Genomic DNA, 13,025 nt, shown 5'->3' on the forward strand with positions numbered 1-13,025 from the left:
CGCACCCGCCTCCCGCGGTCGTTACTGTGGAGCGGACCTGCACGCCCCCGTCGAAGGAGCCCCCATGCCCACCACTGTGCGCGGCGTCATCGCCCGGTCGAAGGGCGCTCCCGTAGAGCTCGTCGACATCGTCGTCCCCGATCCGGGCCCGGGCGAGGCCGTGGTCGACATCGAGACCTGCGGTGTCTGCCACACCGACTTCCACTACCGCGAGGGCGGGATCAGCGACGACTTCCCCTTCCTCCTCGGTCACGAGGCGGCCGGACGGGTCAGCGCGATCGGAGAGGGAGTCACCCATGTCGCGGTCGGCGACTTCGTGGTCCTCAACTGGCGCGCGGTCTGCGGCGAGTGCCGGGCCTGCACCCGGGCCGAGCCCTGGTACTGCTTCGACACCTTCAACGCGACGCAGCGGATGACCCTGGAGGACGGCACCGAGCTCAGCCCCGCCCTCGGGATCGGCGCCTTCGCCGAGAAGACCCTCGTGCACGCGAAGCAGTGCACGAAGGTCGATCCGGAGGCGGACCCCGCCGCGGTGGGCCTGCTCGGCTGCGGGATCATGGCCGGCCTCGGCGCGGCGATGAACACCGGGAACGTGACGCGCGGCGACTCCGTCGCGGTCATCGGCTGCGGAGGAGTCGGCACGGCCGCCGTGGTCGGCGCCGCTCTCGCGGGCGCCGGCACGGTCATCGCGATCGACCGGGACCCCAAGAAGCTGGTTGCGGCCGAGACGCTCGGCGCCACGCACGTCATCGACTCCAGCGGCCTCGACGAGGCGGGCGTCATCGCGGCGGTGCAGGCCCTGACGAACGGCTTCGGAGCGGACGTCGTCATCGACGCTGTGGGCCGCCCCGAGACCTGGCGCCAGGCGTTCTACGCCCGCGACCTCGCCGGGACCGTGGTGCTGGTCGGGGTGCCGACTCCCGAGATGACCCTCGAGATCCCCCTGCTCGACGTCTTCGGCCGCGGTGGATCGCTGAAGTCGAGCTGGTACGGCGACTGCCTGCCCGAGCGCGACTTCCCGATGCTGACCGGCCTCTACCTCCAGGGCCGCCTGCCCCTGGACGAGTTCGTGAGCGAGCGGATCGGGATCGAGGACATCGAGGAGGCCTTCGCCACGATGGCCGGCGGCGACGTGCTCCGCTCGGTGGTGGTGCTCTGATGGGCGCGCGGATCGAGCAGCTCGTCACGAGCGGCACCTTCAGCCTCGACGGCGGCACCTGGGACGTCGACAACAACGTCTGGATCGTCGGCGACGACTCCGAGTGCGTCGTCATCGACGCGGCCCACGACGCGGACGCGATCCTCGCGGCCGTCGGCGAGCGCCGGCTCCTCGCCGTGCTGCTGACCCACGGGCACGACGACCACCTCGACGCGGTCGAGGGAGTCCGCGCTGCGACCGGCGCCCCGGTGCTGCTCCACGAGGCCGACCGGATGCTGTGGGACGCCGTGCACCCCGGCACGGCCCCGAGCGGCGCCCTGGTCGACGGGCGGATCGTGCCCGTCGCCGGCGTCGAGCTCGAGGTGCGGCACACCCCGGGCCACACCCCCGGCGCCGTCTGCTTCGTCGCCGAGGCGCTCGGCACGGTGTTCACCGGCGACACGCTCTTCCAGGGCGGGCCGGGAGCCACCGGCCGCTCCTACAGCGACTTCCCGACGATCATCGACTCGATCACGGAGCGCCTGCTGACGCTGCCCGCCGCGACGGTCGTCCGGACCGGCCACGGCGACTCGACCACGATCGGAGCGGAGGCGCCGCACCGCGAGGAGTGGATCGCGCGCGGGCACTGACCGGGCGGGGCGGGGGCAGAGGCTGCCGGCCCTCCCGCTTCGGCGTTCTGCTCGCCCGGATGTCCGACGGGTGTGGGAGTTTCGCAACCGATGGTCGTGCTCCCTTGTTACCGTGAACAATCGCCGGTACCGTGCGAAGACCATACCGCTGGCGGGATCCCCCGTCCGCCCACCGGTTCGCTGCAGAACCCGAGAGGACACGTCGACGATGACGTCACGACCCCCGGGCGGAGGCAGGCCCTCGCGCCTGCTCGCCGCCACCCTCGCCGCATCCGCGACGATCGCCCTCGCCGCCGGCGCCGCCGTGCCGGTCGCCGTCGCCGCGACAGCGGCGACCACTCCCGCGCAGAGCCTGCTCGCGGACTTCACCTTCGACACCGCCCCGAGCGGAGGCGCCTTCACCGACAGGTCGACCCGCGCCGCCGTGAAGGGCACGCCGACCCTCGTCGCCGGGCGCACCGGGCAGGGCAGCGCCGTCTCGCTGTCGTCCTCGTTCTGGCTCGACCTCACCGCGACCGACGGGCAGCCGCTGCTGAAGGGTCGCGACTCCGTCACTCTGTCGTACGACTCCAAGCCCGCCGCCGCGGACAACGTCGGCTGGTCGGTCTTCGCCGCTCGCTCGGCCGCGACCCAGGACTACGCCCAGGAGAAGTACGTCGGCGTCCTCGACAGGACGAACGGCCTCACCGTCGAGCGCTACGCCAACAGCGGCGCCCGCGACTCCTCGGGCAACCTCACCGGCCCGAGCAGCACGGAGTGGAAGCACGTCGATCTCGTGCTGAGCGGCGGCACCGCCCGCCTCTACGTCGACGCGAAGCCCGTGGCCGTCACGACGGCCGGCCCCTCGCTCGCGACGGTCCTCGGATCGACCGGCGGAGTCCTGCAGATCGGCAAGGCCAACTGGGGCGGCGGGGAGTACTTCACCGGACTCCTCGACAATCTGCGCGTCTACGACCGCGCCCTGACCGGAGCCGAGCTGGGCGCGACGAGCAGCACTGTGGCGACCGACCTGCGCGCCGCACTCGACGTCCCCACGACCGTGCTCGGCGACCTGCCCGCGCAGGTCCTCGGGAACACCGTGACGTGGACCGCCTCCGGCGCCGGCGCCGCGCGCGTCTCCTCCACCGGCGCCGTGAACCTCTCGGGCCTCACCGCTCCCGTCGCCGTCCGCCTCCAGGCAGCCGTCGCCGGGCAGACCTACGCGTGGGACAGCACCCTCGCCGTGCCCGGCGGGCGCATCGCCACCTCCGTCAAGACCGTCACCACGACGAACGGAGTGAAGGACGACCCGCTGGCGTACAACGACGACCGCCGCGCGGACTCGCTCTTCACGGCCGCACTGCCCGCCGGCGCGACCACCTGGGAGCCGCTGAACCGCTCGCAGTCGATCCTCTCCGTCCTCAAGGACGGCGATCAGGCGCAGCGCCCGAACGCCCAGATGGGCTCGCCGCTGCTGTTCCGCTCGAAGGACGGCTCGCTCGGCGCGGTCTCGTCGCAGAACAACGCCACGGACTCCGTCTACCTCTGGAGCTCCGCCGACGGCCGCACGTTCCGCGACCAGCGCGTCCTCCGGGTCGCGCCGGGCTCGGTCGTGACCGACCCGCGGATCGTCTTCGACTCCGCCCTCGGCGTCTACAAGCTGTTCTGGACCGATCTGCTCACCACCGAGGGCCGCGTGACGCTGTTCACGGACCTCGCCTCCGGCACCGCTCCCGGAGCGACCACCCGCGCCGACGCCCGCGTCCCCGGTGTCCAGGGCTCGGGTCTCCCCGCCGGGTTCACCCAGGGCCAGGCCGGCGAGACGGCGCTGACCTCGACCGAGTTCAGCACGTTCTACCGCGAGTACGTCGACCTGAAGAACACCGGTGTGAAGTCGCTCAGCGGCTCCGTCGACTCCGGCGCCGGATCCGCTGCGATCGCCGCAGCGCTCCCGGGGCAGGCCGTGATGGAGTACAACGACGGCTCGACCAAGTCGCTCAACGTCGACTGGCAGGACGATCTGACCACCGCCGTCGACACCTCGCGTCCCGGGACCTACCGGGTCACCGGCTCCGTCCAGCAGGACCCCGAGGCGATGGTCAACGAGGCCCGCGCGGATCCGCACGTCTTCTTCAACGAGGACGACGGCTACTACTACCTCACGGGCTCGCACTACGGTCAGGACTCGCTCGGCCCGATCGAGGAGAGCTCCAGCTACCGCAAGATCGGCCTCAAGCGCTCGAAGACCATCGCCGGTCTCGACTCCGCTCCCGAGCAGATCGTGATCGACCCCGACGCCGGCACGCCCGGTCGCCAGAGCCAGTACCCGAACACCTTCTACGGCTGGGGCGGATACATCTGGGCGCAGGAGTTCCACAAGATCAACGGCACCTGGTGGATCGTCGCCGGCATGAACAAGGGCTACGCGCCTGTGGGCGGCTGGTGCGACAACACCGTCCTGATCCCCTACACCGGGACCGACGCCTCGATCGCCGAGGGCGGATTCCTCGACCAGACGAAGTGGGGCGAGCCGGTCGTCCTCGAGGGCGCGGCCTTCGACGTCAGCTACATCGACCGCCAGGAGAACGGCGCCACCCAGGGCTACTGGGTCCTGCCCAACGGCAACACGCTCTCCCTCGCCAAGGCGACGATGGGGCCCAAGGGCACCGTCCCGCTGGTGACCGGTGCGGTCACCCGCATCTACGGCGAGAGCCAGCCGTGGGAGTCGGGCAAGCGCTCGCCGACCCCGTCCGACACCACCGAGGGCAACGACCAGGGCGTCGTCGAGGCACCGTTCATCGTGTCCAAGGGAGGACGCATGTACCTCACCTACTCGGGCGGAACGGTCGACAAGTACTACTCGCTCGGCCTGCTCACGGCCGACGCGAGTGCCGACCTCCTCAACCCCGCGACGTGGACGCAGACCGCGTTCCCCGTGCTGGACACCGAGGACACCTACCTGGGCCGCCTCGGCGCGGACGAGACGCAGTACTTCTCGCGCCAGCAGGCCGGCACCGGGCACAACTCGTTCGTCGAGGACGAGTCGGGCAACCTGCTCCTCGCCTACCACGCCCGCCCCTACCCGGACCCGCACACGGCGACCGATCCGCAGAACGCGGGCGGCCTGTTCGATTCGGACCGCAACACCTGGTTCAAGGGCGTGAACATCCGCGCGAGCGGCCGGCTCGACCTCTCGCTCTCGAAGGAGCAGGAGGTGGCCTCGGCCAACCGCACCGTCACGGCGACGATCACCGTGAAGGCGCCGGCTGTGCCCGTCACCGCCACTGCAGCGGCTCGCTGCGTCGCGGGCAAGGTGGTGGTCACGCTGACCACTGTCAACAAGGCCGCGTCGACCGCCGACCTCCGCTGGAACACCCTGTGGGGCGCGAAGACGCAGCAGATCGATGCGGGCCGGACCGCCTCGCTGGCCGTGACCACGCGGGCCGCCTCGGTCGCCGCCGGCACCGTCCAGGGGGTCGCCACCGTCGGCAGCGCCTCCGCTCCCGTGAGCGCCGCCTACCCGGCGCTCCGCTGCGGCTGACCTGACCGGGTCCTCCGACCGACGACGCCCGGCCGCCTCTCACCTGAGGGCGGCCGGGCGTCGTCGTTCCGGTCTGCGGTGATGTGCCGGGCGACCGGGTCGCGACCCTCGATGATCTCGGCGGTGCAGCCGGCATCGCGGGAGAAGACCCACCGGATGACGCGGCCGCGTCGGACGACCGGACCGTTGCGATCCACGAACGACTCCCCATCGAGGGGAGGTCGTCGGTCGGCGACCTACGGGGTGTCGTGAGTCGGACGGGAAGAGGCGAGCCGGTCTGCCGCTGCTGCACGAACCGGCCCGCCCCTTCGGCATCGTCTCAGTGGACGAGGGCGGCCTCCGCCTCGTCCCAGGCGGGGTTCAGGTCTTCCTTCTTCCCTCGGATGAGGAGGAATCCGGTGAGGGAGGCCGCGACCATGGTCACTGCTGCGGCCAGGAACACGGCCTTGTAGCCGTCGGTGAATGCGGTGAGCTCGGCCGTTCCGGACGCGATGGCGGAGTCCGCGGTGCTCGCGTAGAACACGGTGAACACCGCGAGACCGATGGACCCGCCGATGTGGAAGACGGAGTTGACGACGGCGGAGGCCACTCCGGCGTCCTCGTTCTCGACCCCGAGAAGGGCGAGGTTCTGGACGGGCACGAAGAGCATGGAGAGTCCGATTCCGAGCACGACCAGGGCGGGCAGGACCTGGAGGAAGTAGTTCCCGTCCGGGGTGATGCCGAGGAGCAGGAAGAGTCCTGCTGCCGAGACGAGCGGCCCGACGATCATCAGGGGTCGGGGGCCGAACGTGTTGAGGATCTTCGTGGTGACGGGCGAGAACGCCATGATCGCGACGGTCATGGCGAGGTTCGCGAGTCCTGCCATCAGCGGTCCCATTCCGAGCACGATCTGGAAGTAGAACGCGAGATAGAGGATGGCCCCGATCATCACGGCGCCATTGGCGGCCTGGATCAGGATCGCGCCGCCTCGCACACGACGCAGGATGACGCGCAGGGGCAGCAACGGCTGGTCGACCGTGCGTTCAATGAGCACGAAGACGGTCAGCAGGACGATGCCGAGTGCGAGGAAGGCGACGGTGTCGATCGCGCCCCATCCGTGCTCGGCTCGGGTGAACCCGTAGACGATCGCGCCCAGTCCCAGGGTCACGGTGACGGTTCCCCAGACGTCGTAGCGGTTGTCTCCTTCCGCCTTGCTCTCGCGGAGCACGAGAGCCCCGCCGACGAGGCCGAAGGCGACGAAGATGAGGTTGACGAAGAGGCACCAGCGCCAGTCGGTGAATTCGGTGAGCACGCCGCCCAGGATCAGGCCGATTGCGGCTCCGGATCCGGCGACCGTGCCGAAGACGGCGAAGGCGAGATTGCGCTCCTTGCCGTGGGCGAACGTCACGGTGAGCATGGCGAGTGCGGCGGGGGCGAGCAGTGCCGCGAAGGCGCCCTGGACGCCGCGAGCGATGACGAGTTCCATGCCGCTCTGCGACAGTCCGGCCCAGAGCGAGGCCGCTCCGAAGCCGATCATTCCGACCATGAAGGTGCGCTTGCGGCCCCAGTAATCGGCGATCCGACCGCCCAGAAGGAGAAGTGCTCCGAAGGCGAGGGCGTAGGCGGTGACGACCCACTGGCGCAGGCTGTCGCTCATCCCGAGATCCAGTTGGGCCTGAGGCAGGGCGATGGTGACGATCATCGTGTCGAGGACGACGACGAGCTGGGTCATGGCGAGAACGGCGAGCGCCCACCAGCGGGCGTTCGGCTTGTCCGCGATTCTGGACATGAAGAAACCTCCAGGCTTCTGAGGAATGAAGTCGCTGGAGGTTTTCAGCCTCGGATCCCGCACCGGCAGTGCATCTGACCGCCCGCAGCTCCGAAGCTGGGCAGGCCGTTACAGTACCACAACTGTACAATCATGAATGTACAGTTGCTCTCTGATTCGTCGACCGTGACAGCCGTCCCTCCGGCTGCAGTCCGTCGTCAGGACGGCTCGACACCGAGGGGGTCGAGCCTCACCTTCCGACGTCGGCAGGAGAGGATGGCAGACTGGCGGCCGACGCTGTCGCACCCGCTCGTGCGGTGACGCGTCGACACCCTCCGGGCGCCTCAGCACCCGCCGTCCCTAGCCGCTCACTCGGACCGAGGGAGCGGCGGAATCGATCACGACATGGAACCGAACCCGCCCAGCGGTGAGGGGGTCCTGGCTTCTCCTCGGACGTCTCCTCGCGCGACGCGACCCAACAACCGGACTCGGATCCTCGACGCAGCGGTCCGTGTCGCGGCGAGGGAAGGTTCTGTTCGCGTCACGCTCGAAGCGACTGCCGAAGAGGCTGGGCTGACACGCGGTGGAATGATGTACCACTTCCGCGATCGAGCCGATCTCGCCCATGCTCTCCAGGAGCACGTCGCGGCCGGCTGGGAAGCCCAGCTGATCGACGTCGCGGGGAAGACCGCGGACGAGGCCACCTTGACGGAGCGCGTGAGTGCCTACGTCACCGTCGCCCTGACGCCGTCGACGCATATGCAGATCGGACTCCTCCAGGCCACGGGCAGCGACACCGCTCTCCGAGCGCCGGTAGCGGAGGTGCGCCGAAGGTGGACGCCCTCCGCAGAGGAGACCGCGACCGATCCGATCACTCTCCGCCAGTTCATCGCCTGCCTTGCGGCTGACGGCCTGTGGTCGCACCACTCCCTCGGAGGCGATCGGATACCGGACGACACTCGAGCCGCGGTGATCTCCGAGATCGTCCAGCTCTCCAGCACGGGGTGATGCACGAAGGGCGCGTTCCGGCGTGAGGCGGATCCCGGTCGGAGGAGCTCGACCGGGACCGAGACTCTTCCTTCTGCAGTCGAGGATCAGGACAGGCCTGTCCCCGGACCCGGCTCCTGGGTCGAGGCGAGCCCCAGGCCGGCCTCGCACTGCTGAGGATGCAGCAGGGACGGCCTCCTCGAGGAGCGCCGCCATCGCGTCGCGCCACGGCAGCACGGTCGCGAACGCGGCGCCCAGGATGGTCGGCGACGCCTCGTGCTGCCCCGGAGCGCCCAGGACGCAGTCGGAGGCGACGTCCATGTCGAAGTCGCGCCACGTGGAGCGTCACCGACACGACCGATCCGACGACGGCCGACCAGGAGACGTCCCGCGTGCGCCCGCACAGGCACTCGGCTCGTCAGCGGGACAGCAGCGCGACGTGGATCTCCTCGGCGAGGAGGTCCAGTGCTCTGGCGTGGGACGCCAGGAAGGCCCGGCCGTCGCGCGTGATCGAGAAGCGCTCGATGCGCTGCAGCGGGGTCCTCCTGCCTCTCTCAAGGAGCACCAGACCCCGGCGAGAGAGCCGCAGGAGGCGCTTGCGCACCTCGACGACATCGACACGGTCACCGGAGCGGTGGTCGAGAACCTCTCGGAGGCGGGACTCGCCGCGGTTCTCGCCGGTCGCGAGCGCGATCAGGATGAAGACGTCGGTGCTGCAGTCGAGCCCGCAGGCTCCGCAGCGGTTCGTGCACCGCGCAGAGCGTGCCAGGGACACGAGGAATCGATCGAGGCGCATCAAGGGTGTCTCCTGGGGAACGGCGGTCTCCTGCTGCAACGAGAGGAACGGGCCGGACCGGTCACGGTCGGCCCGCATCCGGGAGTCCGCTCAGGAGAGGTTCGCACATCAGCGATCGGTCCGGACAGCAGGATACGGCCCGATCGCCGCCCCGGTCCGCAGCCGGTGGTGATGCCGCCGCGGCGGAATCGTCGGGCGATCAGGGTCGAGGACCCGTCCCAACGGCGCAGGGGGGGCTCAGGAGAGAGGGAGGGCGTTGCCGTTGATCAGCAGGAGGTCGTGTCCTCCGACCGCAGCTGCGCTGCCGGCCGCTCCGTCGTCCTTTTCCTCGGTGAGGGTGTGCGACTGCGCGACCTTCGTCAGCACGGGCCCGATCGTCGGGACCGTCCCGGCCCTCCTACTGTGGTGCATCTCGTCGGTCGTCCTTCTGAGGTGGCGGCACTGCAGGGCGGCGCAGTGCCGGTCGGGGGCGGGACGACGAGGGAGCGGGCGATCGTGGCGCCCGCTCCCTCACCGTCTCAGCGGCAGCTGCGCGCCGTGTAGTCGACGCTCGTCTGCGTGCTGACCGTCTTCCCGTCGACGACGGCCTTTCCTGTCGCGGCCACCGACCCCGCGGGGATCGAGACCGCTCGGGTGGTGACGGCGCTCGACGCGGACGATCCCGGAGCGACTCCGGTCACGGTCTTCGAGCCGAAGGCGGTGACGGTCGTGATGTCCATGATCGAGCGGCTGTCGTTCTTGACCACAGTGGTCAGGACGACCTTCCCGCTGACGCAGCGGGTCGACGCCGTGGCGGTCACGGTCAGGGGCGACGTGACGGTGACCTTGGCGGTCACAGTCCGGTTCGCGGGTGCGACCTCCTCCGTCGGCGTCAGGTCGAAGACCGGCCGGCCGTCGGCGGCGTAGTGGATGCGGGCGAGACGGGTGTCGCGGCCGTCACCCCCGACTCCGTTGCCCCAGGTGTGGTAGACGTACACGTCGTTGCCGTCCTCGTCCTGGGTGACGGCTCCGTGGCCGGGACCCTGCTCGTAGGTGCGGTAGTCGAGGACGCCGTCGGGCAGGGGAACGCTCTGCAGGAGCGGGGCGTCGTACTTGGTCCAGCTCGCGATGTCGGTCAGGTCACTGCCCTCCTTCGCCCAGGCGCCGCCCACGATGTACTTCGGGCTGACGCCGCTGCTGGAGTAGACGAGCGTGATCCTCCCGTCGCGCTGGATCGCGAACGCTCCCTCGGACAGGTGGTCCTCGAACGTCAGCGAGGGCACGATGATCGGGGTCGGCTCGCCGATGACGCGGGTGGGGTTCGCGGGATCGACCTTGGCGATCCAGGTCGCCGGGTCGCTCACTCCGTTGTCGACGTAGCGCTGGGACCAGGCGTAGTACGCAGTTCCACCGGACTCGAAGTAGGTCATGTCGAGGCTGATGTTGCGTCCCGTGCCGGGGCGTCCGAGGGCGCTCCCATCGCTCTTCACGACGGCGCGCGGCGCGCTCCAGTCGGAGGGGTTCGCGGGGTCTCCGCCGTCGCGCAGCTGCATGATGTGCGCCTGCACCGTGAACCACTGACCGTTCTGGTTCGACTGGTCGTTGTCCGGGTTGAAGCACGGGGCGAACAGGATGGAGAGCTTGCCGCCGATCTCGTGGATCTCGGGGGCCCAGTAGCAGCCCGCGATCACCTTGCCCTCGGCGGTGCGGTCCATCCGCGTGGTGCGGTTGAGGAGGTCCACCTCACGGGCCCGTCCGCCGTTGTCGTCGCTGAGCTGGTCGATGCTGTCGGCGACCCGGATCGGCAGGTGCTGCGAGGCGACGTTGTTGTTGTTCGTGTCGTCCGTGGCGGTGAAGAGGTACTGCGTCTTCCCGTTGCGCTCGTAGCGGTAGATCGTCGGATCCGCGCGGTTGTAGGCGAACGGCTCGTTGTACTGCCGCTGGCGGACGGTCCCGGAGAGGTCGTACGTTCCCGGGCCCTTCGCGGCGAGGTCGGCGAGCTGCTGCTGGTTCCAGTCGATGCCGAGGCTGCCGGTCGAGCCGTCGTTGTAGGAGAGCTGCGCCTTCACTCCGGACAGGGCGGAGGTATCGCCCTGATCGATCGTCTGCGGTGCGACCGAGGATCCGGTGTTGACCGTGCGGCCGAACCTCTTCACGAGCGAGTCGGCGACGGAGCCGGAGACCGTCAGCGCGCCGCCCGGCAGAGCGTCGGCGACGCGGCCCGGGACTCCGGAGAGGTCGGGAGCGGCGACGGTGGCGGGGCTTCCTCCGAGGACCGCACCGCGGTTCCCGTCGGTCACGACGACGCTGCGACGGCCGCCGTCCTTCGGCCAGAACGCCTGCGCGCGGAGCTCGGTGCGGGCGAGGTCAGTGACGGTCGTGTACTTCGCCGCCCCGGAGGAGTCCGTCCAGGAGACGAGGTAGCGGTTCTGGTCCGTGTCGAAGACGGCCTTCGGCGCGACGACGCCGCCGGTGGTGCCGAGGTCGATGAGGCCGAGCTCGGTGAAGTCGGACGCGGTGGCGTCCGTGGCCTTGAAGATCAGAGCGCTCGAGGCCCCGGTGCCGTCGGACGCGCCCGACTGCAGGACGCGCGTGGCGATCACGCCGACGGTGCCGTCGGCGAAGGTGAACAGCGAGGGGTTCGCGAGGCCGCGGTTGTCGGCCTTGTCGGTTCCGAGGAAGACCCCGTCGGCGAAGAGGACTCCCGAGTTGCCCGAGAGCGGTGCTGCGTCGGCGACGGACGAGCCGAGTGCCAGGTGGAGGCCGCGGGCGATCGTGTCCTGGTTCGCCTTGTCCTCGCCGGTCGGCGTCCGGGTGTACGACACCACGGTCTTCGCCGTGGAGGCGCTGAGGACGGTGGTGCGGAAGGTCTTCGTCAGCGTGGTGGCGCCGACCTTCACGGAGGCGGTGAGCGCGAGTGCCCGGTCGGTCGCCGAATCGTTCACGAGGCGGCTGCCGGACAGGCCGGCACCGTCCGCGCTCCACGACACGGTGTAGCCGGCGACCGTGGGAAGAGCGGTTCCGGAGGCGACGGTCGGCGGGACGACGAGGGCGGTGCGCAGGCGCGCCGTGGCGTCGGCCTCGGTGTCGGCGGCGACGGTGACGGTTCGCGCGGTGCCGGTGGCGGCGGATCCGGCGAACGTCGCGGTCGGGGTCAGGGTCACGGTGGCGTTCGCCGAGCCGGGTGCCGGGCGGCGCACGGAGCCGTCGGTGCCGATCACCGCGGGGTCGCTGCTCGCCCAGGTGAGGACGGAGCCGCCCGCGCCGCGGGTCGGGAGGGAGAGGTCGCTGGTGACGGGTCCGGTCACGGCGATGGTCGCCGCGGCGGCGTCCGATGCAGCGATCGCGGCAGCGGCCGGAGCCGCGTCCTCGCGCACCTGGTCCTGGGTCAGTGCGGAGGAGTAGACGTGCACGTCGTCCATCGCCCCGGCGAAGAGAGGGTCGGGGCCGTAGAACGACTTGCCGAGGAGGCCGGAGAAGGCGGAGGTGCCGACAGTCGCCGCTCCGGTCGCGGAGGTCGGGGTGGTCTGGGCGAGCCGGCCGTCGACGTAGGTCGAGACGCTGACGCCGCTGCGCAGGACCACGGCGACATGGCTCCAGCGGCCGGTGGCGGCGGGACCGGAGTCGGCCGCGCGCTGCTCCGAGCCGTTCTTCACGGCACCGATCAGGCTGCTTCCGCACTGGGGCGTGGTGAAGAGGTACCGCTCGGTCGACTGCCCGAGCGCGTACGCCCAGCTGCAGTTCTGGTTCCCCTCCCAGCGCAGCCAGGCCGACATGGTCACGTCGGTGGTGGCCGCCGTGGTCAGTCCCGGCGCGATCTCGGCGTAGGCGGCGGAGCTGCCTGCGGCGCCGCCGGGGAGGCGGAGTGCGCGGTCGGTGCCGCCGCGCGGACCGGCGACGGTCGTCGCTCCGGTCCCGCGCACGGTGGCGGAGCGGCCGGCAGCGGAGTCGGTCAGGGTCGTGCCCGCGCCCACGGCGGAGCCGACGGCGGCGGACGAGGAGAAGTCGTAGGAGAGGACCGGGCTGGGCACCGCGGCCTGTGCGGGTGCCGCGCCGAGCGCAGCCCCTCCCGCTGTCAGGCTCGCGGCGACCAGGAGGGCCGTCGTGCGTCGGAACCGCATTGTTCGTCTACTTCCGTGGGAGAGGTGGATTCGGGGAGCACGGAGCCAGGGTCCATGCTCCCCTGCTCTGGTGGCCGGAGGCCCCGG

Annotated in this window: 8 protein-coding genes; 4 read left to right on the forward strand and 4 right to left on the reverse strand. The window is 70.6% G+C overall.

Annotated features, from left to right (window positions below):
- Window positions 1–64: 64 nt before the first annotated feature.
- The 3 genes from C5C63_RS08650 to C5C63_RS08660 all read left to right on the forward strand — a co-directional run bounded on the left by C5C63_RS08650 (window position 65) and on the right by C5C63_RS08660 (window position 5,308).
- On the forward strand, window positions 65–1,159 hold the full coding sequence (locus C5C63_RS08650) for an S-(hydroxymethyl)mycothiol dehydrogenase (protein ID WP_104325865.1): 1,095 nt from the start codon (window positions 65–67) through the stop codon (window positions 1,157–1,159).
- Window positions 1,159–1,788, forward strand: a complete 630-nt coding sequence (locus tag C5C63_RS08655; RefSeq protein ID WP_104224396.1) for an MBL fold metallo-hydrolase — start codon at window positions 1,159–1,161, stop codon at window positions 1,786–1,788. Before C5C63_RS08650 ends, C5C63_RS08655 begins: the two co-directional genes overlap by 1 nt.
- Before the next feature lie 208 nt (window positions 1,789–1,996).
- Window positions 1,997–5,308, forward strand: a complete 3,312-nt coding sequence (locus C5C63_RS08660) for a family 43 glycosylhydrolase (RefSeq protein WP_104325866.1) — start codon at window positions 1,997–1,999, stop codon at window positions 5,306–5,308.
- 319 nt (window positions 5,309–5,627) lie between these two features.
- On the opposite strand, the gene C5C63_RS08670 is transcribed toward C5C63_RS08660, so the two are convergent.
- A complete protein-coding gene (locus C5C63_RS08670; protein ID WP_104226024.1) occupies window positions 5,628–7,076 on the reverse strand; it encodes an MFS transporter in 1,449 nt (482 codons plus the stop codon).
- 384 nt (window positions 7,077–7,460) lie between these two features.
- On the opposite strand from C5C63_RS08670, the gene C5C63_RS08675 reads away from it, so the two are divergent.
- On the forward strand, window positions 7,461–8,063 hold the full coding sequence (locus tag C5C63_RS08675) for a TetR/AcrR family transcriptional regulator (protein ID WP_104325867.1): 603 nt from the start codon (window positions 7,461–7,463) through the stop codon (window positions 8,061–8,063).
- 397 nt (window positions 8,064–8,460) lie between these two features.
- Here the strand turns inward: C5C63_RS08675 and C5C63_RS08680 are convergent, their stop codons facing one another.
- The 3 genes from C5C63_RS08680 to C5C63_RS08685 all read right to left on the reverse strand — a co-directional run bounded on the left by C5C63_RS08680 (window position 8,461) and on the right by C5C63_RS08685 (window position 12,938).
- Window positions 8,461–8,838, reverse strand: a complete 378-nt coding sequence (locus C5C63_RS08680; protein ID WP_104224392.1) for a hypothetical protein — start codon at window positions 8,836–8,838, stop codon at window positions 8,461–8,463.
- A gap of 237 nt (window positions 8,839–9,075) precedes the next feature.
- A complete protein-coding gene (locus C5C63_RS17390; RefSeq protein WP_258059766.1) occupies window positions 9,076–9,204 on the reverse strand; it encodes a hypothetical protein in 129 nt (42 codons plus the stop codon).
- Window positions 9,205–9,356: 152 nt separating this feature from the next.
- The gene (locus C5C63_RS08685; RefSeq protein ID WP_104325869.1) at window positions 9,357–12,938 is read right to left on the reverse strand and encodes a family 43 glycosylhydrolase; all 3,582 of its coding nucleotides are present in this window, start codon (window positions 12,936–12,938) and stop codon (window positions 9,357–9,359) included.
- Between the last annotated feature and the right edge of the window lie 87 nt (window positions 12,939–13,025).

Origin of the sequence: Rathayibacter sp. AY1B8, assembly GCF_002932775.1 — a bacterium.
GTDB lineage: Bacteria > Actinomycetota > Actinomycetes > Actinomycetales > Microbacteriaceae > Rathayibacter.

Coding starts and splice junctions, on each gene's coding strand:
- C5C63_RS08655 (WP_104224396.1), top strand. CDS start 1,159: ATGGGCGCGCGGATCGAGCAGCTCGTCACGAGCGGCACCTTCAGCCTC.
- C5C63_RS08670 (WP_104226024.1), bottom strand. CDS start 7,076: ATGTCCAGAATCGCGGACAAGCCGAACGCCCGCTGGTGGGCGCTCGCC.
- C5C63_RS08680 (WP_104224392.1), bottom strand. CDS start 8,838: ATGCGCCTCGATCGATTCCTCGTGTCCCTGGCACGCTCTGCGCGGTGC.
- C5C63_RS08675 (WP_104325867.1), top strand. CDS start 7,461: ATGGAACCGAACCCGCCCAGCGGTGAGGGGGTCCTGGCTTCTCCTCGG.
- C5C63_RS08660 (WP_104325866.1), top strand. CDS start 1,997: ATGACGTCACGACCCCCGGGCGGAGGCAGGCCCTCGCGCCTGCTCGCC.
- C5C63_RS08685 (WP_104325869.1), bottom strand. CDS start 12,938: ATGCGGTTCCGACGCACGACGGCCCTCCTGGTCGCCGCGAGCCTGACA.
- C5C63_RS08650 (WP_104325865.1), top strand. CDS start 65: ATGCCCACCACTGTGCGCGGCGTCATCGCCCGGTCGAAGGGCGCTCCC.